Origin of the sequence: Sinorhizobium numidicum, assembly GCF_029892045.1 — a bacterium.
Lineage (GTDB): Bacteria > Pseudomonadota > Alphaproteobacteria > Rhizobiales > Rhizobiaceae > Sinorhizobium > Sinorhizobium numidicum.
Genome location: NZ_CP120368.1, coordinates 3691777 through 3716948 on the forward strand (window position 1 = coordinate 3691777; position 25172 = coordinate 3716948).

Sequence of the window (25172 nt, forward strand, 5' to 3'; positions counted from 1 at the left end):
GACTGAATTTCCTGCGTTCGGCGCGACAGAAACATGCTGCGGAGCAACAAAACCAGCCCTTTTCGGGGACTTAAAACGTTTTCATCATACGATTGCCTATCGGTTCGCGTCACGTTACAAATGCCGCTCTTCAGCCTTCGCAGGAAAGCAATCATTTGGCCGATCCTTCCAAACCCTCGCGTTCCGAGAGCCGTCCCGCAAAGGGGCGTGGAAAGCCGACCCTGCGCACCATCGCAGACATCACCGGGCTTGCCGTGACCACGGTCTCGCGGGCGCTCGCCAATGCGCCGCAGATATCGATCGAGACGCGGAAGCGCGTGCGCCAGGTGGCGATCGATATCGGCTACTCGCCCGACCGCGCCGCCCAGCGCCTGAAGACCGGCCGCACCAATGTGATCGCGGTTCTGCTGGAGCCGCATGAGGAGATCCTCGGCTATGGAACCTCCGTGATGGCCGGCGTCGCCAAGGCCCTGCAGGGCACCTCCTATCACCTGATCGTCATGCCGAATTTCCTCAACGGGGCAAACCTCGATGCGGTGAATTACATCATCCGCAACGGCATGGCGGACGGGCTGATCTTTTCGCGCACCGAACCGCTCGATCCACGCGTCATGCTGCTTTCGGAGACCGGCTTTCCCTTCGTCACCCACGGCCGCACCGAGCTCGCCACGGCGCATCCCTTCGTCGACCACGACAATTTCACCTTCGCTTACGAGGCGACGCGCCGGCTGATCGCCAAGGGGCGGCACAAGCCGGCGCTGATCAGCGGCCCGGCTGGCTTCACCTTCTCCGGACACATTCTGCATGGCTTCATGACGGCCGTGCGCGAAGCCGGCTGCGCCTATGAAATCCTCTCCGACATCGACCTCGACAGCCCGGCCGGCGCGATCCGGGACCGGATTCGCCGGCGCAACACGGAAAAGGATCCGCCGGACGGCTTCGCCTGCGGCGGCGAAGTCTGTGCCTTGGCGACGATCACCGGAATGAGCGATTACGGACTGACACTCGGCGTCGAATACGACATCGTCGCCAAGCAGACGTCGCATCTCTTGAGCGCGATCCAGCCGCGGGTCGATACCATCTACGAGGATTTGACGGCAACCGGCGAGCACATGGGGCACATTCTTCTGCGCCGCATCGGCGGCAGCTTGAGTATGCGCGAGCTGCAACTGCTGCTGAGCCCGGAGCTTCCCTTCGAGACGCGGCCGCCCGAGATCGCAGTCCGAGACGAGGCGAGCTGAAGCGGACGCAGCCGAGCGCCCAAGGGCCGGCCCCAAACCTCCTTTCCCGATTCTTTCTGCGCTCATTGTGCGCAAGTCCATGTTCCACTCGCCTTCCGTCGATCTCAACGCGGCATCCACCAGTGGGTGCGCTGGCCGATATGCATGTTCAGCGTCTTGGTTTCGGTATAATCCTCCACCGCATGCCGCCCGAGTTCGCGGCCAAGACCCGATTGCCGGTAGCCGCCGAAGGGCAGCTCCGATGCGCCGTCCATGAAGGTGTTCGTCCAGATGGTGCCGGCACGCACGCGCCTCCCGATGGTCAGGCAAGTGTCGAAATCGCGGCTCCAGACGCCGGCCGAAAGCCCGTAATCGATCGAGTTGGCGATGCGGATCGCCTCTTCCGTCGTCTCGAAGGTAAGCACCGAAAGGACCGGCCCGAAAACCTCCTCACGCGCGACCGCCATTTCCGGCCTGACAGCGGAAAGAATTGTCGGTGCCATGAATTGCCCCATGCCGAGATCAAGCGCCGCTCCGCCATGGCTGACTGTCGCGCCCTCGCCGGCAGCGGAAGAAACATAGCCGGCGATCTTTTCCAGATGCTGCGGCGTGATGATCGCGCCAACCTGCGTTTCGGGATCGAGCGGATCGCCAACCTTGACCTTTGCCGAGAGGCTTGCGATGCGCGCCGTCACCTCCTCGGCAATATCGCGATGCAGGATCAGCCGCGAACCGGCATTGCAGCACTCGCCGGCATTGAAATAGGCGCCGAAGACGGCGGCATCGGCGAACTCGTCGAGATTGGCGTCGGGGAAGACGATCTGCGGGTTCTTGCCGCCGAGTTCCAGCGAGACCTTCTTCAAGGTCTGTGCGGCGTTCGCCATGGTCAGGCGCCCGACACCGGTCGAGCCGGTGAAGGAAACCATATCGACATCCGGGTGGCTCGTCAGCGGCGCACCGGCCTCCGGGCCTGTGCCGACGATGATGTTGACGACGCCGGCCGGCACGCCGGCCGCCTCGAGGATTTCGCCGAGAACAAGCGTCGAGCCGGAGGTGAGCTCCGACGGCTTCACCACCGTCGTGCAGCCGGCAGCGAGCGCGAATGGTAACTTCTGGCTGACGATCAGGAATGGGAAGTTCCAGGGCGTGATGATCGAGACGACGCCGATCGCCTCGCGAAGCACGACGCCGAGCGTGCCGTCGCCGAGCGTGTTGTAGCTCTCGCCGGAAAGGTCGCGGGCAAGTGCCGCGCCATAGCGCCAGATATCGACCGCGCCCGCGAGCTCGCCTTTTGCCTGGTTTATCGGCTTGCCGGATTCGATCGCATCGAGAAAGGCGAGTTCGTCCGCGCGGGCCGCGATCATATCTGCGGCTCTGAGCAGGATCAGCGAGCGCTCCGACGCCGTCATGCGCGGCCAGGGCCCCTCGTCGAATGCGCGCCGTGCCGCGGCGATGGCACGCTCAGCGTCAGGTTTCGTCGCCGACTGGTAGCGGCTGACGACGACGCCGTGCCCCGGCGCCACCCGCTCTATCGTCCGGCCCTCGGCGCCCGCCACCCATTGGCCGTCAATCAGCATGCGAAAGTCGCGGGCCTTATAGTCGCCGAGCGCCTTCGGCCTCACCAGAACCGTCATCACCATTCTCCCTTGAAGCGCGCTTCGCGCTTTTCGCTGAAGGCAGCGATGCCCTCCTTGAGATCGCCGGTCTTGGCGACGAGGATCGAGCCGAGCGTCTCGACTGCGGCGCCGTTGTCCTCGCCATTCGCCGAGGCGATCATCAGTTTCGATATTTCGAGCGACGCTGGCCCGCGGCTGGCGATCCGCGCCGCATAGTTCCGCGCCGCCGCCATCACCGTGCCCGTCTCGACGACGGCATCGACCACCCCTTCGGCCTTCGCCTCTTCCGCCGAAAACATTTCGCCGCCGAGCACCATGCGGCGCACGATCTGCGCGCCGAAGCGCGCGACCAGACGCTGCGTGCCGGACCAGCCGGGCACCATGCCGAGGCCCGTCTCCGGCAGACCGATCTTCACTTGGCTTTCGGCGATGCGGATATCCGCGGCGGCAGCGAGCTCCAGGCCGCCGCCGAGCGCGTGGCCGTTCAGTGCCGCAATCACCGGCATGCGCAAGGTCGCGAGCCGCTCGAAGACGCGGTGGCCGAAGCGCACCCAGTCATAGCCGAAGGCGGCCGCATTCATGCCGCCCCAGGCCTTGATATCGCCGCCGGCCGAAAAGGCCTTGCCCTCGCCGGTCAGAATCGCGACCCGCACGTCGCGGTTCGCCTCGACCGTGTCGCAGGCCGAAGCCAGCGCCTTCAGCATGTCGATGTCGAAGGCATTGAGCTTTTCGGGGCGGGCGACGGTCATCGTCGCGACCGGCCCGTCGAAATCGACGCGGATTCGGTCATCAGCCATTTGCACCTCCCGCAATGCTGCGCCGCGCCTTTGCAGGAAGCGCCAGGCCAAACGGCGCCTCGTGGAACAGTGCCGCATCCATCCGCTTCAGCCGGTCGGAGACGGTCAGCGGAAATTCCGACTGGTCGAGAATATCAGTCTGCAGGTCTGCCCCCGGTGCGATTTCAGTGAGCACGAGGCCTTCCGGCGTCAGCTTCATCACGCAGCGCTCCGTGACATAGGTGATGTCCTGCCGCTGTTCGACGGCGCGGCGCCCGGAGAAGGTGACGTGCTCGACTTGATTGACGAGCTTCTTAAGCTTGCCCTCCTTCTCGATGACGAGCCTGCCCTCGGCGACCGAGAGCTTGGCGCCGGCATTGAACATGCCGGAGAAGACGATCTTCTTTGCCCGCGCGGTGATGTCGACGAAACCGCCGGCGCCCGCCGTCACGTGCGGCCGGAAGCTGAGTTTCGAGACGTTGACCGAGCCGGTGCGGTCGATCTCCAGGAAGGAGAGCAGCGACGCGTCGAAGCCGGCACCCTGGAAATAGGTGAACTGGTAGGGCGACGGCATGAAGGCGTCGGCATTCGAGGCGCAGCCGAAAGCGAAGTCGAGCAGCGGCACGCCGCCGACCGCGCCCTGTTCGATCACCCAGGTGACCGCGCCGTGCAGCCCCTCTTCGAGCAATATGCGCGGCACATTGGCGGAGATGCCGAAGCCGAGATTGACCGCGCTTCCGGCTTCGAGCTCCTGAGCGACGCGGCGGGCAATCACCTTCTGGATGTTGAATTCAGGCACGCGGAAACTGTCGAGCGGGCGGAAGATTTCGCCGGAAATAGCGGGATCGTAGAGCGTCTGCGTCGTCTGCTTCTGGTCGGGATCGACGACGATATGGTCGACGAGCATGCTTGGCACGCGCACGTCATGGGGCTTCAGCGTGCCTCCCTTGGCGATGCGCTTCACCTGGGCGATGACGATGCCGCCATTGTTGCGGGCGGCCAGCGCCTGGTCGAGGCCGCCAAGATAGGCGCCTTCATGTTCATAGGTGAGATTGCCGCGCTCGTCCGCCGTGGTCGCGCGGATGATTGCGACCTGCGGAGCGATCGCCTTGAAATACAGCCAGTCCTCGCCCTCGAAGGCAATCTTCTTCACGACCGGTTCTGCCGCGGCCGACGCATTCATGGCACAGCCTTCGCGCGACGGATCGGCGAAGGTGTCGAGCCCGACCTTGGTCATGACGCCAGGGCGCTTGGCCGCCGCCTCGCGATGCATGTCAAAGAGGATGCCGGACGGAATATTGTAGGCCGCCACCTCGTCGGCGCCGATCATCTGCCAGATCAGTGGCGGCTCGGCGCTCGATGGGCCGGACGGATAGGAGCCACCGATGATCGTTTTCAGAAGGCCCTTCTTGGCGATGTAGTCGACGCCCTTGATGCCGCTCATGTCGCCGGCGGCGATCGGATGCAACGTCGTCAAGCCGCGCGGGTGGCCGGTCGCGTCGAAGCGGTCGCCGATCGCCTTCAGCATCAGGTCCGGGCAGCCAAGGCCGCTGGAGGAGGACACGGAGACAATTGCTCCATCCGGAATCAGGCCCGCCGCTTCGGCCGGGGAAATATGCTTGCTCATATGTTCGGGTCGGAAGGACATGCGGTTCAAAGCCCCGGTTCGATTGGGGCAGCCACGCCGGTGGCCGCTGCCTTGACGACGGCGAGTCCGGTGGCGAGCGACCAGACCCCATCCTCGCCCGTGGCCGAAGGCCGGCCGTTTCCTGCAATGGCGGCATGAAAAGCGTTGAGCGCCGTCTCATAGAGATTTCGGTGATCGAGCGGCAACTCGCTCTCACCTTCCTCGTTCCTCAGCAAGACCGTACCGACCGGCCGCTGCGTCATCACATTGCGGCCGATCAGCGAGCCTTCCGTGCCGTGCACTTCGAGCCCGGTCTCCGCGTATTTCGTCGTAAACGCATCATGGAACTGAGCGATCACGCCGGAGCGGAAGCGCAGCACGCCCATGACGCCGTCCTCGAGCCCCTCCTTGCCCATGCCGGCGCTGTGGCTGATCGCCACGGCCTCAAGCGGATCGTCATCGAGGATGAAACGCAGCGTATCGGCGTCATGCACGGTGATGTCGAGGATGACGCCGCCGCCGGCTTCCGGCTTGTCGAGCCGCCAACCTTGCAGATGCGGCGGCAGATAAACGGCGTGGAACACCCGCGCCGCGATCGGCCTGCCGATCCGGCCCGCCTTGATCGCCTCGCGCATGGCGCGGTGCGTCGCGGCATTGCGCAGGTGATGGTTCGTGCCGAGCACGACGCCGGCCTCACACGCCATCAGCACCATTTCGCAGCCGTCATTGAGGTTCATCGCCAGCGGCTTCTCGCAGAGTACATGCTTGCCGGCGCGGATCGCCGCGAGCGCCTGATCGTGATGAAGCTCGTTCGTCGTCGAGATATAGACCGCATCCACGTTCGGATCGCCAACGAGATCGTCGAGATTGGTGACGGCCTTCGCGATGCCGTTCTCCGTCGCATAGGCCTGTCCACGCTCGGCATTCGAACTCATCACCGATACCGCCTCGCCGCCGGCGGCACGGATGGCACCGATCACCCATTCGCGCGCGATCGTGCTCGCGCCGATCAATCCCCACCGAATCATGACGAAATCTCCTTCACTCTGCGCTCGACAGGCGCGCCGCAGCTTTGGCGGACGACGAGCCGCACCGGGCTGACGATCGCCTCGGGCTCCGCACGCCCGGCATGGATCTGCTTCAGCAGCAACTCCGCGGCGCGCTCGCCCATGCCCTGCGGATCGACGGAAACCGTGGTCAGCGCCGGCACCGCCGTCTTCGCCTCGATCACGTCGTCGAAGCCGATCACCGCGAAATCCGCGCCAGGCTCCAGACGCCGAGACCTGAGACCGTCGCAAACCCCGAAGGCGACGGCATCGTTGAAGCAGAGCGCCGCGGTCGGCCGCTCTTTGAGCATCATCGCCTGCTCGATCGCGACAACGCCGCCGGCACGCGACGGCGCAGAACCGATGATCAGTTCATCGCCGGCACTCAGCCCCGCCTCGCCTAGCGCATCGCGATAGCCGCGCATGCGCGCTTCGAAAACGGCTGTGTCGGCGAAGCCGCCGAGGAAGGCGATGCGGCGATGGCCCAGGCCGATCAAGTGGCGGACGGCCGCCAGGGCGCCGGCGCGATTGTCCGAGATCAGTGATGAAACGCCTGCCCCGGCGATATCGCGAACGACGAGCACCACGGGAATGCCGCTGGCGACGAGCGGCGCGAGGTCAGCGGCTTCGGTGCCGCGCGCCGGCGAAATGATCAGCCCGGATGTGCCGTGCTCCCGCATCGACGCAATCACCTCGCGCTGGCGCTCGATCTTTTCGCCGGTATTGGCGAGGAACTGGACGAAGCCCGCCGACTGCACGACCGCATCGACGCCGACGGCGAGTTCCGCGAAGAAGCTGTTGGTCAGATCATTGACGACGATGCCGATGATCTTCGATTTCGACTGGCGCAGGTTTGCGGCGCTGCGGTTATAGACATAGCCGAGCTCGCGGATCGCCGCGTTGATCTTCGCCCGCGTCGCCTCGTTAACCAGCGAACTGCCTTGAAGGACGAGCGACACGGTCGACTTCGACACGCCGGCGGCGCGCGCTATGTCGATAACCGTCACCCGCTCCTTCGCCATGAATGGCCTCCCACGAATTTCACCTCTTGCACCTTTAATAATTGGAACGTTCCAAACTCGTCAAGAGGGTTCTGTCACTTTTTTTGATGGTCAGTAGATCGGCCACGAAATCAGGTCGTCGCGGCGAGGAGTGGAAAATCATCATTCTTTCCGTAACTTAGCTATCCTCGAAACGCAAGCCAGCCTTTCTCCGGGATAATTTCGATGCTTCCGGCATAGGCGAGACGCCCGGCGATGGGCGGCAAAAGCGATATTCGAGCTTGAAGTTTGGAACGATCTAAATTATTCGATGCAGCAAGCTAGAGGAGGACGCTCGCCGATGACCAGCCTGATGTTGCCGCGCCAAGACGGCTCGCTCGAAGAATACCGGCTCCAGGGAACGCCGATTGCCCGGCCCGGTGCGGTACCGGTTTTCAATCGCATCGCCTATGCAGCGGCGCATGTGGTTTCCGATCCGCTTCGCGATGCCGATCCGTGGGGAAACCCCGCGATCGACTGGGAAGCGACGCTCGGCTTTCGCCACCACCTCTGGAGCCTCGGCTTCCGCATCGCCGAGGCGATGGACACGGCACAGCGCGGCATGGGGCTTTCCTGGCCCGGCGCACAGGAATTGATCCGCCGCTCGCTCCAGGAGGCACGCAGCGTCGCCGGCGCCGATCTCGCTTGCGGCGCCGGCACCGACCAGCTTTCGCCCACCGAGGCGCGGTCGATCGAGAACGTCATTGCCGCCTATGAGGAACAGATCGGCTTCGTCGAGGCCTATGGCGGGCGGGCGATCATGATGGCGAGCCGGGCGCTGGCCCGCGTGGCGCGCTCCGCCGACGACTACCGGCATGTCTATGGCCACATCCTGCGCCAGGCGAAGGACAAGGTCGTGCTCCACTGGCTCGGCGACATGTTCGATCCGCAGCTCAATGGCTATTGGGGATCGGTGAATTTCGAGGAGGCGCTCGAAACGGTGCTGTCGATCATCGGCGAGAACAGCGCCAAGGTCGAAGGCATCAAAATTTCCCTGCTCGACAACGCCAAGGAAGTGGCGCTGCGCAACCGGCTGCCGGAAGGCGTCCTCTGCTTCACCGGCGATGACTTCAACTATGCGGAACTGATCGAGGGGGACGGCGAAAAATACAGCCATGCGCTGCTCGGGATCTTCGACGCCGTCGCGCCGTCAGCCTCAAAGGCGCTGGCGGCACTGGCGCGCGGCGATCTCGCGACCTTCCGCGGCGTCATCGAGCCGACGGTACCGCTGTCGCGCAAGATCTTCGAGACGCCGACGCAATACTACAAGGCCGGCGTCGTCTTTCTCGCCTGGCTGAATGGTCACCAGCGCCATTTCACCATGCCGGCCGGCATGCAGTCCGCTCGTGGCCTGTTGCATTATGCCGAGATCTTCCGCCTGGCGGATCGGGCCAACGTACTTGACAAGCCGGAACTGGCGGCGGCGCGGATGCGCAATCTGCTCTCCGTCTTCGGTATTGAGCAAGCGGCCTGGCGGTAGCTTTGGAATCGACCACGATGGGCGCGCGCCTCTTCGAGGAAACCGAAGCCTCCAGAAGGCTGGCCCGTTATGTCGCCAACCCCTTCTTTGCCAGCATCGCGTCGGGGCTCGGCAGCTTGCCGCGGAAGGCCTTGTAGGCGTCCTCCGGATCGATGGCGCCGCCGACGGAGTAGATGTTGTCCTTGAGCTTGCGCGCCGTCTCCGGGTGGAAAGGATCGCCGGTCTCCTCAAAGGCGGCAAAGGCGTCGGCGTCGAGCACTTCCGACCACATGTAGGAATAATAGCCGGCGGAATAGCCGTCGCCGGAAAAGACATGCAGGAAATGCGGACTACGATGGCGCATGACGATCGATTGCGGCATGCCGATCTTCTCAAGCGTCACCGCCTCCAACGCCATCGGATCGCTGATGGCCCCCGCCGTATGATAGGCCATGTCGACAAGCGCAGAGGAGGTGAACTCGACGGTGGCGAAGCCGGAATTGAAGGTTCTCGCCGACAGCACCTTGTCGAGCAGCGCCTCCGGCATCGGCTCGCCGGTCCGATAGTGCACTGCGTATTTTTTCAGGATATGCGGCACGGTCAGCCAATGCTCGTAGAGCTGCGACGGCAGCTCGACGAAATCGCGTGAAACGCTGGTACCCGATACGGACGGGTAGGTGACGTCGGACAGCATGCCATGCAACGCATGACCGAACTCGTGGAAGAGGGTACGGGCGTCATCGATCGACAGCAGCGCCGGTTTGCCATCGGCGGGCTTGGCGAAATTACAGACGTTGTAGACAATCGGAATTTCGCCAACGGCGCCGTTCTTCAGCTTCAGCTTGTGCTGCGACTGGAAGGAACTCATCCAGGCGCCGGAGCGCTTGGATGAGCGGGCGAAATAGTCGCCGAGGAAGAGGGCGACGAGTCGGCCCGAAGCGTCGCGGATCTCGAAAACGCGAACATCGGAATGGTAGCCGGCAACGCCCTTCTTCTCCGTCACGGTAATGCCGAAGAGACGATGGGCGACGTCGAAGCACGCATCGATGATCTTTTCGAGTTGCAAATAGGGCTTCAGTTCGCTTTCGGAGAAACTGAACTTTTGGGCCCGCAGCTTTTCGGCGTAGTGGCGCCAGTCCCACGGCATCACATAGTGATTGCCGCCCTCGGCGGCAATCAGCTTGGCGAGGTCCGCCTCTTCCTCGCGGGCGCGTACGACGGCCTTCTCCCAGACCTCAATCAGCAGCCCGTTCACGGCTTCGGGCGTCTTCGCCATCGTGTCGTCGAGCTTCAGCGCCGCATAGTTCTCGTAGCCGAGCAAGTTTGCCTTCTCCGCACGAAGCGCCAGCGTCTCGGCGATGATGCCGCGATTGTCGGTCTCGCCACCGTTTTCGCCGCGCGCCGTCCAGGCTTTGAACGCCTGTTCGCGAAGCTCGCGGTTGTCGGAGAAAGTTAGAAACGGCTCAATGATCGAACGCGACAGCGTGACCGCATATTTGCCGTCTTCGCCCCTGTCGCGGGCAACGGCCGCCATCGCGTCCTTGAGAAAGTCCGGCAGTCCCGCCAGTTCCTCTTCGCTCGTCAGCAGCAGCGCCCAGTTCTTTTCGTCGGCAAGCACGTTCTGGCCGAATTTCGCGCCGAGCCCGGCGAGTGTCTCGTTAATCGCCGAAAGCCGCTCCTGGTCCGGCTTGTCGAGCTTGGCGCCGGATTTGACGAAGCCCTTCCAGTGCCGCTCGAGCACGCGCGTGGCCTCGAGATCGAGGCCGAGCTCCTCATGTTTCTCCCACAGCGTGTCGATGCGCCTGAACAAGGCCGGGTTTGTGCCGATCTTCGAATAATGCCGCGACATCTTCGGCGCGATCTCGCGTTCGAGCGCCTGGATCACATCGTTCGTGTGGGCGCCTGCCTTGTTCCAGAAAAGCGCCGAAACGCGGGAAAGCTCGTCGCCGGCAATTTCCAGGGCGACAATGGTGTTTTCGAAGGTCGGCGGCTCGGGATTGTTGGCGATCGCGTCGATTTCCGCCTCATGTGCGGCGAATGCCGCATCGAAGGCGGGTGCAAAGTCCTCGTCCCTCACCGCGTCGAAGCGAGGCAGGCCCTCGTGTCCGGTCCAGTTCACCAAAGCGGGATTGAGCGAAGCGCTGACGGTCATGAGGGTTCCTTTCGCATGCGGGCCGGCGTGGCACGGAATCGGCTAGCCGGCGGAGACGTTGAAGTGGTCGGTGAGCGCGGGACCGTCAAGGCCTGCGCACGCCAAAAAGGCCCGGCGCCGCATGCCAGATCGCCTGCGCGGCGAAGCCGATGAACAAGAGGCCCGAGAGACGCACGATCGCCAGCTCGTGGCGGCGATAGAAGCGGCGGACGACAGAGGCGCCGATGATGGCGATCAGGATCACGTCGGCCAGGAGAAAACCGATCAGCGACACCGCGAGCAGCATTGGCAGAGTATTGAATTCCAGCGCATTGGCCGAACCGGCGAGGAGCGCCGTGAAGGTCGCAAGCGCAACCGGGTAGCCTTTGGGATTGGTGAGCCCGAAGATCAGTCCTCGGCGCAACGGCCGTTCGACCGTCAGGAGTGCCCGGTTCTCGCCCTTCGGACGGGCGTTGAGCGCGGTCCAGCCGATCCAGCCCAGATAGAAGCCGCAGAAAAGGCCGAGAACGTCGAAGATTGCCGTGCCGATCGATCGCGCTCCGACGATGGCGACGAGCGCGAGCGCCGACCAGAGGATGTCGCCGGCAAGATGGCCGCCCATGAAAAGCGCGCCGGCCTTTCGCCCCTGACCGGCGCCGATGCCGAGAAGCGCCAGAAAGGCGGGGCCGGGGATGAGCGTATAGGAAAGCGCAGCGAGAAAGGCACCGACAAGAAGCGTCACGGACATCTCGGAAATCCCCGATTGCAATCGAGCCATTCGAGCGTCAGCTGTCGATTCCGTCAAGGGAAAGGTGAGGGCTCGTGATCGGACGGCACGAACAAATCTTTCGCCGGCGCGATTTCCCTCGACACGAAGTTGCGCTAAGAACGCGCCCGAGTTTTTCCCCGCGAAAAGGACTTTCCATGACTGTGCGCAATCTCTTCCTTCTGCCCGGCGACGGCATCGGCCCGGAAGCCATGGCGGAAGTCCGCAAAATCATCGCTTACATGAATGCCGAGCTTGACGGCGGCTTCGCGACGGACGAAGGGCTTGTTGGCGGTTCGGCCTATGATGTCCATGCCGCGGCGATCTCGGAAGACGACATGGCGAAGGCGCTTGCCGCCGATGCCGTCCTCTTCGGCGCCGTGGGCGGTCCGAAATGGGATGCGGTGCCCTATGAGGTGCGGCCGGAAGCGGGTCTTCTCCGCCTGCGCAAGGACCTCGAGCTCTTCGCCAACCTGCGGCCGGCGATCTGCTATCCGGCGCTCGCCAATGCCTCCTCGCTGAAGCCAGAGCTGGTCGAAGGGCTTGATATCCTGATCGTGCGCGAACTGACGGGCGGCGTCTATTTCGGCGAGCCCAAGGAAATCATCGACCTCGGCAACGGCCAGAAGCGCGGCATCGATACACAGGTCTATGACACCTACGAGATCGAGCGTATCGCAGGCGTTGCCTTCGAACTGGCGCGCACCCGCAACAACCGCGTCTGCTCGATGGAAAAGCGCAATGTGATGAAGTCGGGCGTACTCTGGAACCAGGTCGTGACGGAAACGCACAAGGCGAAATATGCCGACGTCCAGCTCGAGCATATGCTGGCGGATGCCGGCGGCATGCAGCTCGTCCGCCAGCCGAAGCAGTTCGACGTGATCGTCACGGACAATCTCTTCGGCGACATGCTCTCCGACGTCGCGGCGATGCTGACTGGTTCGCTCGGCATGCTGCCTTCCGCTTCGCTCGGCGCTCCCGACGCCAAGACCGGCAAGCGCAAGGCGCTCTACGAGCCGGTGCACGGCTCCGCTCCCGATATTGCCGGCAAGGGCATCGCCAACCCGATCGCCATGATCGCTTCTTTCGCCATGTGCCTGCGCTATTCCTTCAACCTCGTGAAGGAAGCCGACGATCTGGAGAAGGCGATTGCCAACGTGCTCGACAAGGGCGTCCGCACGGGCGACATCATGGCGGAAGGTTGCCGCCAGGTCGGCACCGCCGAGATGGGCGACGCTATCCTCGCCGAGTTCAAGGCGCTCTCGGCCTGATCGCCCGTCAGGGTCGATCGGTTTTACTGTCTGCTCCGTAACGAGCTTCGATGAACGGGCACCTCCGGAAACTCCGGAGGTGTTTTCCGTTTGGACCTCTTGATTTCATCCGGTTCGCCTTCACATCCCGTGAAAAGGAAAAGGAAGGAGTGACATGAACCAACCGCTTTCCTCCACCGGCTGGATAGTGCTGACGACGGTCATACTTGTGCTGGCTTTCGTTCCCTTCGACCCGCAACTGGCGGAGTGGGCGCAGGATCTGCCGGAAGAGATCGTTGCCTTCAACCGGACGATCACCGATTTGGGCACCTTTGCCTGGATGATCTACACGTCTGCCTTCCTGCTGCTGATCACCTTCATTGTCCGGCGAACGACCGACCGCGACACGGTCCAGAACCGGGCTCGAACCGCGCGTAATCTTTCAGCCTATTTTCTGCTGACGATCGGCACTGCGAGCGCGCTGGTGCATGGATTGAAATTCCTCATCGGCCGCGCACGCCCGGAACTTGTCGCCGACTACGGCGCCTACAGCCTTACCCCGTTTACCGGCGACACATTGTTCGAGAGCTTCCCCTCCGGCCATGCGACGGCCGCCGGGGCATTCTTCGGCGCCTTCGCGATGCTGATGCCGCAGCTCCGGCCGTTGTTTCTACTACTGGCGCTGATGATTGGCGTCTCGCGCGTGATCGTCGGCGCCCATTATCCGAGCGATGTCGCGGCGGGCCTGCTCCTCGGCCTCTGGGTCGCCCTGATGGTCGCCTTTCTCTTCGCCAGCCGTGGCTGGCTGTTCCGGTTCGATGCAGGCGGCTGGCCGACACCAAAGAATGCAGGTCGCCTGCCGAGGGGCAAATAAAAAGCCGGCGCGGAAGACCGCGCCGGAGTCAGGAGAGCTTCTTCGACCGGTCCGCTTAGTCCATCGTGTGGATATCGCGGTCCTTGGTTTCCGGCAGGAAGAGCATGCCGATGACCAGCGTGATGCCCGCGAAGACGATCGGGTACCACAGGCCGTAGTAGATATCGCCCTGAGCGGCACTCATCGCGAAGGCGGTCGCCGGAAGCAGGCCGCCGAACCAGCCGTTACCGATATGGTAGGGCAGCGACATGCCGGTGTAACGAATACGGGTCGGGAAAAGCTCGACCAGCAGGGCGGCGATTGGGCCGTAGACCATCGTCACATAGATGACGAGAACCGTCAGCACCGCGATGATCACCGTCCAATTCACGCGGGCAGGATCGGCCACCATGGTGAAGGCGCCGGCCTTGTCGATCGTGTAGACCCCCATTTCGGTTGCGCCGCCAAGTTCCTCTTTGGTCAGGAGCTTGTCGGCGATCAGCTTGTCGGCCGGCACCACGGTTTTTTCGCCGGTGCGGACGGCAGCCGCGTCGAGCCCCAATTCCGGATTGGCTGCGACGAAAGTGTCGAGCTTCGATTCCGGCACCTTGGCAGCAGCGCGCACCAGCGGATAGCCGGAGGCCTGAAGCGCCATGTTGACCTGCTTCTGGAAGGCAGCGTCCTGTGCCTTGGCGGCGTCGCCCGCAGCGACAGCATCATAGCTGGTGATCGTCGTTTCACTGATTTTCACGGTCGCCGGTGTCCCCGCAGGAGCCGTCGTTACCACGTCGTAAGGAACCGAGTTGCGGGTTAGGAAGGCGGTCGCAATATCGCACGAGGTGGTGAACTTCGCGGTGCCGGTGGGGTTGAACTGGAACTTGCAGTCGCCGGGAGCGGCGGTAACCGTCGCGCGGACACTCTGCTGCGCTTCGGCAAGTGCCGGATTGCCGGCCCAGGTCAGCGTCTTGAACAGCGGGAAGTACGTCAGCATGGCAAGCAGCAGACCCGCCATGATGATCGGCTTACGGCCGATCTTGTCCGAAAGCCAGCCGAAGAAGACGAAGAAGCCTGTGCCGATCAAGAGCGAAGCGGCAACCATCAGGTTCGCCGACTGGCCGTCGACCTTAAGAATGCTCTGCAGGAAGAACAGCGCATAGAACTGGCCGGAGTACCAGACGACCGCCTGGCCGACGACGGCGCCGAAGAGCGCGAGCAACGCGATCTTCGCGTTTCTCCACTGGCCGAAGGCTTCCGTCAGCGGCGCCTTCGAACCCTTGCCCTCTTCCTTCATCCGCTTGAAGGCGGGCGACTCGTTCATCTTCAGACGAATCCAGACGGAAACGCCGAGAAGGATGAAGGAGAGCAGGAACGGGATGCGCCAGCCCCAGGCAGCGAATGCGTCCTTGCCGAGCATGAACTGAACAAGCAGGATCACCACCAGCGAGAGGAACAGGCCAAGCGTCGCGGTCGTCTGGATCCAGGAGGTGAAGTAACCGCGGCGTCCATGCGGTGCGTGTTCCGCAACATAGGTTGCAGCACCGCCATATTCACCGCCAAGAGCGAGACCCTGCAGCAGGCGCAGGCCGACCAGGATGATCGGCGCGGCAATGCCGATGGAGCCGGAGCCCGGCAGGATGCCGACGAGGAAGGTCGAAAAACCCATGATCAGGATGGTGACGAGGAACGTATATTTGCGACCGACGAGATCGCCGAGGCGACCGAAAACCAACGCGCCGAAGGGCCGCACCAGGAAGCCAGCGGCAAAGGCGAGCAGCGCGAAGATGTTGCGCGTCGTCTCCGGATACTGGCTGAAGAAGGCGGCGCCGATATAGACCGCGAGCGAGCCATAAAGATAGAAATCGTACCATTCGAAGACGGTACCAAGCGACGAGGCGAAGATAACCTTCTTTTCCTCGCCGGTCATCGGGCGGGCTTTTGAGCCTTCCGCTGTCGCGACGTTTGCCATTTTGATGATCCTCCACTCCAAAATCAGCATATTGGAGCGCCCATTCCCCGGCCCGAAGCTCCTCCCTGAGTGTTCGGGCGTGGTGCGCCTCGTAACAAGATGTCAGAAAAGCGGCGCACCGGGCAGGGATGCTTTGGACTTATGACTTTCGTCTAATGCCGCGATCGTGACACTCCGAATGCCGACGGCGGCTTGACTCTTCACGAAAAGCCGGTATGAGCAGCGGCGAACGAGGAAACCGCCATGCGACCGAACCGCGCGTCCATCGCTGCGCCGATCTTGCCGGCCCATGCCGCCGGGCAGGTTTGCCATTTCTCGCTCGCTAGCAAAACAACGGCCAAAACGACGACGAAAACCGTCTGACGTCTCTGGCCCGCCGCTCTCTCCCCGGTAAGGCCGGGGACAGGAACCCTCGCGGCAGTCCGCGCGGTTTCCCCCTCCACCAGACGAGGAGAGACAGAAAGAGAGCTTAGATAATGGGTTTCAAGATTGCAGTCGCAGGCGCTACCGGCAATGTCGGCCGGGAGATGCTGAATATCCTCTCGGAACGCGGATTTCCCGCAGACGAGGTAATTGCGCTCGCCTCCTCCCGCTCCGTCGGCACCGAAGTCTCCTACGGCGACAAGACGTTGAGGGTCTCGAACCTCGAAACCTATGATTTCTCCGATACCGACATTTGCCTGATGTCCGCCGGCGGCGCGGTTTCGCAGAAATACTCGCCAAAGATCGGCCAACAGGGGTGCGTCGTCATCGATAACTCGTCCGCCTGGCGTTACGACGCCGACGTGCCGCTGATCGTGCCGGAAGTGAACCCGGACGCGATTTCCCTCTTTTCCAAGAAGAACATCATCGCCAATCCGAATTGCTCGACGGCGCAGCTCGTCGTCGCGCTGAAGCCGCTGCACGACCACGCCAAGATCAAGCGCGTCGTCGTTTCCACCTATCAGTCCGTTTCGGGTGCCGGCAAAGACGGCATGGATGAACTCTTTAACCAGACGCGTGCGGTCTTCGTTGCCGATCCGATCGAGAGCAAGAAGTTCACCAAGCGCATTGCCTTCAACGTCATCCCGCACATCGACGTCTTCATGGAGGACGGTTACACCAAGGAAGAGTGGAAAGTTCTGGCTGAGACCAAGAAGATGCTCGATCCGAAGATCAAGGTAACCTGCACGGCCGTGCGCGTGCCGGTGTTCATCGGTCATTCGGAATCGGTCAATATCGAATTCGAGAACGAGATCAGCGCTGAAGAGGCGCGCGAGATCCTGCGCGAAGCTCCGGGTTGCCTTGTTGTCGACAAGCACGAGAACGGCGGATACGTGACTCCTTATGAGTGCGCCGGCGAAGATGCGACCTATATCTCACGCATCCGCGAGGACGCAACGGTCGAGAACGGCCTCAATATGTGGGTCGTTTCCGACAACCTGCGCAAGGGCGCTGCCCTCAACGCCATCCAGATCGCTGAGCTGCTCGTTAATCGCGGTCTGGTCAAGCCGCGGAGGCAGGCCGCCTGACAGGCACAGAGATTGAGACGGAAGCCCCGCTCGGACCTCCAGCGCCGAGCGAGGTTTCCTATTGAATTCGGCGGATGACGGATTCACGTGAAACCACGACGCCGCAAGTAAGAATGAGGTCGGCGAAGGCCGGCATTTTTGAAGGCAACACGATTCGGGCAATGACGGGGTATTTCATGCATATGGTGAAGTGCGCAGCAGTTGGGCTTGCGGTCCTCATTTCAACGGCAACTCTTCCCGTGAGTGCCGCCGCGGCGCAATGCGGCAATGACAGCAGCGGCTTTCAGGCCTGGGTAAGCGAGTTCAAACGGGAGGCGGCGGGCAACGGCATCAGCCCCTCGGTGCTCGACCAGGTACTCGCGAATGTCTCCTACAGCAGGGCGACGATCCGTGCCGATCGCGGCCAGAAGAGCTTTAAGCTCTCGCTCGATCAGTTCATGAAGAAGCGCGGTGGCCAGGCGATCATCTCGCGCGGCAGGAAGATGCGAGCCCAGAACGTCGAGCTTTTCGCAAGCATCGAACAGCGCTTTGGTGTCCCCGCCGGTCCGCTGATCGCGATCTGGGGCATGGAGACCGGTTTTGGCTCCTTCATGGGCAAGGAACACACACTCTCTGCGGTTTCGACCCTTGCCTATGACTGCCGCCGCTCCGACTATTTCACCAACCAGCTCTATGCCGCTCTCCAGCTCGTGGAGCGCGGGGACCTGAGCCCCGCCGCCCGCGGCGCCGCCCATGGCGAAATCGGCCAGACGCAGTTTCTGCCGGTAAACGTTTTGAAATACGGCGTCGACGGTGACGGCAACGGCCACATCGACATGGTCCGCTCTAAGGCAGACGCGCTTGCTTCGACGGCGAACTTCCTGCGCGGCCACGGCTGGCAGCCGGGTGCCGGCTATCAGCCGGGTGAAGCGAACTACGCAGCGATCCAAGGATGGAACGCCGCCAGCGTGTATCAACAGGCGATCGCCATCATCGGCGCCGAAATCGACGGCAACTGACAAGGCTGATTAGAACGGAATGAATGAAGGGCCCGGTTCGAAAGAATCGGGCCTTTTCCTTGCGATTACATGCCGGGCCGGGCAAAATCGCCGGTCTTGGCGTCCATCACCCAAAGCTCGCCGGTCGAAATATCGAACCAGGCCCCGTGCAGCTGCAGCTTTCCCTTCGCCTCGAGGATCTGCACGCAGGGGAAAGTCCTGAGGTTGGCGAGCGAGTTTCGGATCGACACGCGCTCGAGTGCTCGCTGGCGTTCCCCCTCGGTCATGAAGCCGTTGCTCTGAATCTGCTCCGCCGCCGGTTTCAACAGGTTCATCCAGCGGCCGATGAAATCGCCGGGCGAGAGAGGTTCCGCGTCCGTGTCGAGCGCTGCCTTGATGCCGCCGCAACGGCCGTGGCCCATCACGACGATGTCGCTGACGCGCAGAGACTGGACCGCGAATTCCAGCGCCGCCGAAGTCGAATGATAATGCCCGTCGGGCTCATAGGGGGGCATAAGATTGGCGACGTTGCGGACGACGAAGAGTTCGCCCGGACCGCTGTCGAAAATCGTCTCGGGCGCGGCTCGCGAGTCGCAGCAGGCGATGACCATAGTCTTCGGCTTTTGGCCGCTCTCGGCGAGCGTCCTGTAGCGTTGCTGCTGTTCGTTAAAGCGACCGCTCATGAAATTGCGGTAGCCGCTCAGAAGATGTTCCGGAAAGCGCTGCATGTCCATCGGTTACCCTGCCCCGATCGTCTGATCAATCCATTATCAGCAGTTTCTTTTATTTCCGCCGGGCTTGGCTCGGATGCATGAGGCGGCGCATCTGCACCATAGCCATCGGCGTTGCGAGGCTCGCAGCGTCCTGCTCAAGCGTTAGCTCGTCGGCGCCACGCCGAGCGGTGCGCGCGATGATTTCGAAGACGCTGGCGGTCGCCATCTGCAGTGCCCGCTCTTCCGCCAGTCCCTGCAGCAGCCGCGCCAGAAACACGGCCGAGAGCAGGTCCCCCGTGCCGTTTGGCGGATTCTCGATCATCCGATGTTCGGCGAGCAGCGCATGGCGGCCCGACAGATAGAGATTGCCGGTGCCGCCGCTCATCATCGGGATTGCCGACGTGACCAGCATGCGAGAAGGCCCGAGAGCGAGCGCTGCGTCGAGAATAGCAGCGTTCGTTTCTAGCTCGGCGCCCGCAAGCCAGGACAGTTCAAAACGGTTGGGCGTTGCAAGTGTTGCCAGAGGCAGCAGCCGGTCGCGAATGGCGACGGCGGTTTCGGCCGGCACATAAAGACCGTTCGCGTCGCCGATGACCGGATCGCAGGCATAGAAAAGGTCAGGAGTGCGTTCGCGCAGGGTCGTCACCAGTCTGGCGACGCCCTCGGCCTGATCCGACGAACCGAGATAGCCGGAGAGGACAGCCCCCACCTCGCCGGTCCACCGCGCCCCGGCGAGATCATCGATGACCGACTGAAAGTCCGCGTCCGGCATCGTCACGCGCGTCGACCGGCCATGTCCCGGATGCCAAGGGAGGATCACCGTCGGCAGGGCCCAGACCCGGTGCCCGAGCGTTTCCAATGCAAATACTGCGGCACGGTTGCCCACGGCGCCGCGAACCACATGGCTGGAAATGACAATGACGGCGGCGGGCGCGGCGGGCGTTTCGGACATCGGCGATCCCATTCCTTCGAGACGAATGTGATCGCCCGACTGCCGTCGCCATGTCAACAGCGCACGTCCGGAGCAGGCTCTGAACAGAGCTCAGGCGTTTTCGTTCGTTTTCGCCGTTTTTGGAGCAATTTTCGCAAAATCACCTTCGATTTAAATGGATTTAAGCCGAAATCGCGTGAATTTCTCCAAAATTCGGCTCGATTTAGCCGAAATCGAGGATAAAAACGATCGCCATTGGCCATGGTTCTGATAGGCTCCGTCCTATCTTGGATGGGGAGTGACTTCATGGGCGTGAAATACAATCCGAAGCGGGATAGGCATATCGACGCGGCCCGAGCGGCAGCGACCAAGATCGGCGCCGACGCTTTGGCGCCGGAGATCCTCTTCGGCGGCGCCAGCAACGACGATCTCGACCTTTACTCGGCCGATATGCTGGCGTTGACTGCCGCCCATGCGCGGCGGGAATTGGCCCTCTGGGACGGCGGCAAGCCTCGAGTTTCGGTCGAAACGGTACCGGGGGTTGCGCCGGGCGGCACCGAAGTCTCGACTATCGCGATCACCGAGCGCAACATGCCGTTCCTCTATGATTCGATCATGGGGGAGGTGACGAGTACCCATCGTGACATCTATCTCGCGATCCATCCGATCCTGGTCATGGAGCCGGGTGAGCCGGTGAAGCTGCTCGATCCGGATGAAGAAAGCGATCCTGCGCACCGCGTGAGTCACATCCAGATTCATTTGAATAAGCTCACGGAGCTCGAGGCGCGCTCTTTGAGCAAGCGCATCGCCGGCGTCCTCGAACAGGTCTATCAGGCGGTCCACGATTGGCCGGCCATGACGGTACTGCTCGAGCAGGCCATGCGCGAGCTGGAGAATTACAATGCCTCGCGTAAGAAAAGCGATCGTGACGAAGCCCTGGCTTTCCTTCGCTGGCTAAAGGACAACAATTTCATCTTCCTTGGAATGCGCGAATACACCTATTCCGGCAAGGGCGAGAAGGCGACGGTGGAGCGCGGCAAGGGTAGGGGCCTCGGTCTTCTTTCCGATCCTGACGTCCGCGTGCTGCGCCAGGGCAAGGATGCGGTGCTGACGACGCCGGAGATCCTGGCCTTTCTCGAAGGCCCGGAATTCCTGATCGTCACCAAGGCCAATGTGAAATCCGTCGTCCATCGCCGCGCTCACATGGATTATATCGGCGTGAAGCGCTTCGACGCTTCCGGCAACGTCATTGGCGAACTGCGCATCGTCGGCCTGTTCACCTCCTCGGCCTACACTCGGCAGGCGGCCGAAATCCCCCTGCTCAGGCACAAGATCGAGAAGATCATCGACCACTTCGGCTATGATCCGCAGAGCCACTCGGGCAAGATGCTGGCCAACACGCTCGAATCCTATCCGCGCGACGATCTCTTCCAGATCGATGTCGGCCTGCTGGCGGCTTTCTGCGAACAGATCAACGAACTCGGCGACCGGCCGCGTGTTCGCGTCCTGCCCCGCATCGACCATTTCGATCGCTTCGTGTCCGTGATCGTCTTCGCGCCGCGCGAGCAATACGACTCGGATGTCCGCGAGAAGATCGGCGAGTATCTGAAGACGGTCTATGACGGCCGCGTGTCCGCCTACTATCCCGCCTTTCCGGAGGGCGGGCTGGCGCGCGTTCATTTCATCATCGGCCGCTCGGGCGGCAAGACGCCGCGCATTCCGCAAGCCAAGCTCGAGGAGGCGGTTCGCACTGTCGTCACGCGGTGGATAGACCGGTTCAATCTGCTTGCGCGCAAGGACGGTATCGAACTCTCGGTTGGCGAGGCCTATCAGGCGGCCTTCACGCCGGCGGAAGCTTATGCCGATCTCGGGGATATCGCCGCTTGCAGGGCCGAGGACCCCATCCGCATCTCCTTCTACCACCGCCATCGGCAGAGGCCGGACACGCTGGAGCTGAAGATCTTCCATGCAAATGATCCGGTGTCGCTGTCTCGCCGCGTGCCGCTGCTTGAAAATCTCGGTTTCCGCGTCATCAGCGAGCAGACCTACGACATTGGCGTCCGCACGCCAGGAGAGGGGCAGTGTGAGGTCGTATTGCACGACATGGAGCTCATCCATCGCGATGGCCACGCGGTCAACCTCGGCAAGACGGGACCGGCGCTCGAGGAGGCGTTCCTCGCCGCCTGGAACGGCACGACCGAGGACGACAACTTCAATCGGCTGATTCTGCTCGCGGGGCTTAACGCCCGGGAAGTGACGGCGCTACGCGCCTATGCGCGTTATCTTCGTCAGGCCGGCATCACCTATTCCCAAGGCTATATTGCCGATACGCTGAACAAATATCCGTCGATCGCCGCCGATATCTTCCGGCTGTTCGCAACGCGCATGGACCCGAAGCTCGAGGCGAAGGCGCGCGCGCGGAAAAACAGCGCGCTGCTCGCTGATATCGAGGAGGCGTTGGCGGCCGTGCCGAGCCTCGACGAGGACAGAATTCTCCGCCGCTATGTCAATGTGATCCAGTCGACGCTCAGAACCAACTATTTCCAGAAGGATGCGGAGGGTAAACCGCGCGCGGTCCTCGCTTTCAAGCTGGATCCGAAGCAGCTCGAAGGCCTGCCCGAGCCTCGGCCGTTCCGCGAGATCTTCGTCTACGGCACCGAAGTGGAAGGCGTGCACTTACGCTTCGGCAAGGTGGCACGCGGCGGACTTCGCTGGTCCGATCGGGCGCAGGACTACCGCACCGAAGTTCTGGGCCTCGTCAAGGCTCAGCAGGTCAAGAATGCGGTTATCGTACCGGTCGGCGCCAAGGGCGGCTTCTATCCGAAGCAACTCCCCATCGGTGGCAGCCGCGACGAGATATTCAAGGCCGGGACCGAGGCTTACAAGACCTATATCCGAACCCTCCTGTCGGTGACCGACAACATTGTCGGCCAGGAGGTCGTGCCGCCTGAGGACACGCTGCGGCTCGATGGCGACGACCCGTATTTCGTCGTCGCCGCCGACAAGGGAACCGCAACCTTCTCGGACACGGCGAACGCGCTCGCCCAAGAAGCAGGCTTCTGGCTGGATGACGCCTTCGCCTCCGGCGGTTCGGCCGGTTACGACCACAAGAAGATGGGCATCACCGCCCGCGGCGCCTGGGAGGCCGTCAAGCGGCACTTCCGCGAAATGGATATCGACATCCAGACGACTCCCTTCACCGTCGCCGGCGTCGGCGACATGTCGGGCGACGTCTTCGGCAACGGCATGCTGCTTTCGCAGAAGATCCGCCTCATCGCCGCCTTCGACCACCGCGACATCTTCATCGATCCGAATCCGGATACCGATCTCTCCTTTGCCGAACGCAAGCGCATGTTCGCGCTGCCGCGGTCGAGCTGGCAGGACTATGACCGCAAGGCGCTCTCGTCCGGAGCGATGATCATTTCGCGCTCCGAGAAGCTGGTGACGCTGACGCCGGAGGCGATGGCCGTCATCGGCATCGACAAGCAGAAGGCAACTCCGTTCGAGATCATCAGCGCCATCCTCAAGAGCCCGGTCGACCTCCTGTGGTTCGGCGGGATCGGCACCTATGTGCGCGGCAGCAACGAATCCGACGCCGAGGTGGGTGACCGTGCCAATGACGCAATCCGCGTGACCGCCGACGAGGTGCGCGCCCGCGTCATCGGCGAGGGCGCGAATCTCGGCGTGACCCAGAAGGGGCGCGTGGGCTTCTCGCTCAACGGCGGACGTTGCAATTCCGATGCGATCGACAATTCGGCCGGCGTCAATTCCTCCGACGTCGAGGTCAACATCAAGATTGCACTCGCTTCAGCCATGCGGGACGGGCGGCTGACGAGACCGAAGCGCAACACGCTTCTGGCTTCGATGACCGACGAAGTGGGGCATCTGGTCCTGCGCAACAACTATCAGCAATCGCTGGCAATCTCGCTCACGGAAATGCAGGGCCTTGCGAATCGGACCTCACTGGCGCGGCTCATGGCGCGGCTCGAGGCCGACGGCCACCTCAATCGCAAGGTGGAGACCCTGCCAACGGATCAGGCGATGAGCGAGCGCTACCAGACGGGCAAGCCGTTGACGCGGCCCGAGATCGGTGTGCTGCTCTCCTATGCCAAGCTGGTGCTGTTCGATGAGCTGATCCTGAGCGACCTTCCGGACGATCCCTATTTCACGGCGACGCTCGAGCGCTATTTCCCTGCGAAGATGCGCAAGGCCTATGCCGGCGACATCCACGGGCATCGGCTGCGCCGCGAGATCATCGCGACGGTACTCGCCAATGAGACGATCAATCGCGGCGGCCCCGCGTTCGTTTCCACGCTCACGGATGCGACCGGCTTTCTCTCAAGCGATGTCGTCAAGGCCGCCGTTCTTGCGCTCGACGGCTTCGATCTGCCGCGGATCTACGGCGAGATCGACGCGCTCGACAACAGGATCAGCGGCATGATCCAAAATGCGCTCTATCAGGAGGTCAGCCGCATCTTCGCGCTCGTCACCGAAAGGGCGCTGCGTACCCGTGCCTCGCAAGGACCCGTTTCCGATGCCGTGGCGCGGTTGCGCGACGGGCTGCAGAAGTTGCGCGCGACGATGCGCGCGGCGATTTCCGGCGAGAGCGCCGAGGAGGCACGCCTGAAGACGGCCGCTTTCATCGAAAGCGGCGTGCCAGCGAAGCTTGCCGAAGAGATCGCCGAACTGTCGCTGATGACGCTCGTACCCGAGATCATGCAGATTGCCACCGTCACTGGCGAATCCCTGAACCGCACGGCGCAGGGATATTTCACTGTCACGGAAAACCTGCGGGTTAATCGTCTGCTGGCGGCCGCCGACCGCGTTCCAGCCACCGAACAGTTCGAGGCCATGGCTCTGTCGCGGGCCGTCGCCGACATTGCCACCGCCCGCCGCGACATCACCATCGCCGCTCTCGTCGAACAGAAGGGCGAGCGCAACCCCGCTCTCGCTTGGCAGGATCAGGATCGCGAGCGGGTGATGCTGGTCGGCGATCAGCTGAAGCTCCTGACCGAAAAAGGCGAGACGACGCTCGCCAAGATCACGGTTGCGGCCGGCCTTCTCAGCGACCTTGCACGCGGCAGGGCGAGATGACACAGTTCCCTCCGGGTTACTGCCTGATTCCTTAAATCCGGGAGCATGCGGCAACTCGAAATGTTATAGCGACCTTTGCGGGTCTGATCAGACGCGGGCGCTGCAGCGCTGCGGGTCTGATCAGACGCGCGGCGCTGCAGCGCCGACCCGGAGGGCGGTTTCCGGTTCAAGCGCGATTTCAATGCGTTGCCGGCTC

17 protein-coding genes are annotated in these 25172 nt (G+C 62.7%); 7 read left to right on the plus strand and 10 right to left on the minus strand.

The genetic code is table 11. From position 1 onward, the window contains the following. The first annotated feature begins 155 nt into the window (after nucleotides 1–155). The gene (locus PYH37_RS28870) at nucleotides 156–1241 is read left to right on the plus strand and encodes a LacI family transcriptional regulator (protein WP_280734918.1); all 1086 of its coding nucleotides are present in this window, start codon (nucleotides 156–158) and stop codon (nucleotides 1239–1241) included. Between the two features lie 104 nt (nucleotides 1242–1345). On the opposite strand, the gene PYH37_RS28875 is transcribed toward PYH37_RS28870, so the two are convergent. Genes PYH37_RS28875 through PYH37_RS28895 form a run of 5 tightly spaced genes read right to left on the minus strand, consistent with a single transcriptional unit; the run spans nucleotide 1346 to nucleotide 7307 of the window. After that, entirely contained in the window at nucleotides 1346–2854 is a 1509-nt protein-coding gene (locus tag PYH37_RS28875) for an aldehyde dehydrogenase family protein (RefSeq protein WP_280734919.1), read from the minus strand. Then, on the minus strand, nucleotides 2854–3633 hold the full coding sequence (locus PYH37_RS28880; protein ID WP_280734920.1) for an enoyl-CoA hydratase/isomerase family protein: 780 nt from the start codon (nucleotides 3631–3633) through the stop codon (nucleotides 2854–2856). The genes PYH37_RS28875 and PYH37_RS28880 overlap by 1 nt, the downstream gene beginning before the upstream one ends. Beyond that, entirely contained in the window at nucleotides 3626–5239 is a 1614-nt protein-coding gene (locus PYH37_RS28885) for an acyl CoA:acetate/3-ketoacid CoA transferase (protein ID WP_280734921.1), read from the minus strand. The genes PYH37_RS28880 and PYH37_RS28885 overlap by 8 nt, the downstream gene beginning before the upstream one ends. Before the next feature lie 26 nt (nucleotides 5240–5265). Further along, a complete protein-coding gene (locus tag PYH37_RS28890) occupies nucleotides 5266–6267 on the minus strand; it encodes a Gfo/Idh/MocA family protein (protein WP_280734922.1) in 1002 nt (333 codons plus the stop codon). Further along, entirely contained in the window at nucleotides 6264–7307 is a 1044-nt protein-coding gene (locus PYH37_RS28895) for a LacI family DNA-binding transcriptional regulator (protein WP_280734923.1), read from the minus strand. Before PYH37_RS28895 ends, PYH37_RS28890 begins: the two co-directional genes overlap by 4 nt. Nucleotides 7308–7626: 319 nt before the next feature. On the opposite strand from PYH37_RS28895, the gene PYH37_RS28900 reads away from it, so the two are divergent. After that, nucleotides 7627–8805: a dihydrodipicolinate synthase family protein gene (locus tag PYH37_RS28900; RefSeq protein WP_280734924.1), complete on the plus strand. Its 1179-nt coding sequence runs from the start codon at nucleotides 7627–7629 to the stop codon at nucleotides 8803–8805. A gap of 67 nt (nucleotides 8806–8872) precedes the next feature. On the opposite strand, the gene PYH37_RS28905 is transcribed toward PYH37_RS28900, so the two are convergent. Both PYH37_RS28905 and PYH37_RS28910 read right to left on the minus strand, forming a co-directional pair. After that, on the minus strand, nucleotides 8873–10936 hold the full coding sequence (locus tag PYH37_RS28905) for a M3 family metallopeptidase (RefSeq protein ID WP_280734925.1): 2064 nt from the start codon (nucleotides 10934–10936) through the stop codon (nucleotides 8873–8875). 85 nt (nucleotides 10937–11021) lie between these two features. Next, nucleotides 11022–11663, minus strand: coding sequence for a LysE family translocator (locus tag PYH37_RS28910; RefSeq protein ID WP_280734926.1), 642 nt, complete (start codon nucleotides 11661–11663; stop codon nucleotides 11022–11024). A gap of 176 nt (nucleotides 11664–11839) precedes the next feature. On the opposite strand from PYH37_RS28910, the gene leuB reads away from it, so the two are divergent. Both leuB and PYH37_RS28920 read left to right on the plus strand, forming a co-directional pair. After that, nucleotides 11840–12952: a 3-isopropylmalate dehydrogenase gene (gene leuB / locus PYH37_RS28915; protein ID WP_280734927.1), complete on the plus strand. Its 1113-nt coding sequence runs from the start codon at nucleotides 11840–11842 to the stop codon at nucleotides 12950–12952. Nucleotides 12953–13106: 154 nt separating this feature from the next. Next, nucleotides 13107–13805 carry a phosphatase PAP2 family protein gene (locus tag PYH37_RS28920; RefSeq protein WP_280734928.1) on the plus strand — a complete coding sequence of 233 codons (699 nt, stop codon included), beginning with the start codon at nucleotides 13107–13109 and terminating at the stop codon, nucleotides 13803–13805. Nucleotides 13806–13860: 55 nt separating this feature from the next. Here the strand turns inward: PYH37_RS28920 and PYH37_RS28925 are convergent, their stop codons facing one another. Beyond that, nucleotides 13861–15750 carry an MFS transporter gene (locus PYH37_RS28925; RefSeq protein ID WP_280734929.1) on the minus strand — a complete coding sequence of 630 codons (1890 nt, stop codon included), beginning with the start codon at nucleotides 15748–15750 and terminating at the stop codon, nucleotides 13861–13863. A 476-nt stretch (nucleotides 15751–16226) separates the two neighbouring features. On the opposite strand from PYH37_RS28925, the gene PYH37_RS28930 reads away from it, so the two are divergent. Further along, nucleotides 16227–17261 carry an aspartate-semialdehyde dehydrogenase gene (locus tag PYH37_RS28930; protein ID WP_280734930.1) on the plus strand — a complete coding sequence of 345 codons (1035 nt, stop codon included), beginning with the start codon at nucleotides 16227–16229 and terminating at the stop codon, nucleotides 17259–17261. Between the two features lie 176 nt (nucleotides 17262–17437). After that, nucleotides 17438–18259, plus strand: a complete 822-nt coding sequence (locus tag PYH37_RS28935) for a lytic murein transglycosylase (RefSeq protein ID WP_280736005.1) — start codon at nucleotides 17438–17440, stop codon at nucleotides 18257–18259. Nucleotides 18260–18324: 65 nt separating this feature from the next. Here the strand turns inward: PYH37_RS28935 and PYH37_RS28940 are convergent, their stop codons facing one another. Together PYH37_RS28940 and pdxY are read right to left on the minus strand one after the other, a co-directional pair. After that, complete coding sequence (locus tag PYH37_RS28940; RefSeq protein ID WP_280734931.1) at nucleotides 18325–18972, minus strand: carbonic anhydrase; 648 nt, start codon at nucleotides 18970–18972, stop codon at nucleotides 18325–18327. Between the two features lie 49 nt (nucleotides 18973–19021). Beyond that, nucleotides 19022–19903, minus strand: coding sequence for a pyridoxal kinase PdxY (gene pdxY / locus PYH37_RS28945; protein WP_280734932.1), 882 nt, complete (start codon nucleotides 19901–19903; stop codon nucleotides 19022–19024). A gap of 285 nt (nucleotides 19904–20188) precedes the next feature. On the opposite strand from pdxY, the gene PYH37_RS28950 reads away from it, so the two are divergent. Continuing rightward, nucleotides 20189–24976 (plus strand): NAD-glutamate dehydrogenase, encoded by a 4788-nt coding sequence (locus PYH37_RS28950; protein WP_280734933.1) that lies wholly within the window; start codon nucleotides 20189–20191, stop codon nucleotides 24974–24976. Nucleotides 24977–25172: the final 196 nt, after the last annotated feature.

Coding starts and splice junctions, on each gene's coding strand:
- PYH37_RS28875 (WP_280734919.1), bottom strand. CDS start 2,854: ATGACGGTTCTGGTGAGGCCGAAGGCGCTCGGCGACTATAAGGCCCGC.
- PYH37_RS28880 (WP_280734920.1), bottom strand. CDS start 3,633: ATGGCTGATGACCGAATCCGCGTCGATTTCGACGGGCCGGTCGCGACG.
- PYH37_RS28885 (WP_280734921.1), bottom strand. CDS start 5,239: ATGAGCAAGCATATTTCCCCGGCCGAAGCGGCGGGCCTGATTCCGGAT.
- PYH37_RS28890 (WP_280734922.1), bottom strand. CDS start 6,267: ATGATTCGGTGGGGATTGATCGGCGCGAGCACGATCGCGCGCGAATGG.
- PYH37_RS28895 (WP_280734923.1), bottom strand. CDS start 7,307: ATGGCGAAGGAGCGGGTGACGGTTATCGACATAGCGCGCGCCGCCGGC.
- PYH37_RS28900 (WP_280734924.1), top strand. CDS start 7,627: ATGACCAGCCTGATGTTGCCGCGCCAAGACGGCTCGCTCGAAGAATAC.
- PYH37_RS28905 (WP_280734925.1), bottom strand. CDS start 10,936: ATGACCGTCAGCGCTTCGCTCAATCCCGCTTTGGTGAACTGGACCGGA.
- PYH37_RS28910 (WP_280734926.1), bottom strand. CDS start 11,663: ATGTCCGTGACGCTTCTTGTCGGTGCCTTTCTCGCTGCGCTTTCCTAT.
- leuB (WP_280734927.1), top strand. CDS start 11,840: ATGACTGTGCGCAATCTCTTCCTTCTGCCCGGCGACGGCATCGGCCCG.
- PYH37_RS28920 (WP_280734928.1), top strand. CDS start 13,107: ATGAACCAACCGCTTTCCTCCACCGGCTGGATAGTGCTGACGACGGTC.
- PYH37_RS28925 (WP_280734929.1), bottom strand. CDS start 15,750: ATGGCAAACGTCGCGACAGCGGAAGGCTCAAAAGCCCGCCCGATGACC.
- PYH37_RS28930 (WP_280734930.1), top strand. CDS start 16,227: ATGGGTTTCAAGATTGCAGTCGCAGGCGCTACCGGCAATGTCGGCCGG.
- PYH37_RS28935 (WP_280736005.1), top strand. CDS start 17,438: ATGCATATGGTGAAGTGCGCAGCAGTTGGGCTTGCGGTCCTCATTTCA.
- PYH37_RS28940 (WP_280734931.1), bottom strand. CDS start 18,972: ATGGACATGCAGCGCTTTCCGGAACATCTTCTGAGCGGCTACCGCAAT.
- pdxY (WP_280734932.1), bottom strand. CDS start 19,903: ATGTCCGAAACGCCCGCCGCGCCCGCCGCCGTCATTGTCATTTCCAGC.
- PYH37_RS28950 (WP_280734933.1), top strand. CDS start 20,189: ATGGGCGTGAAATACAATCCGAAGCGGGATAGGCATATCGACGCGGCC.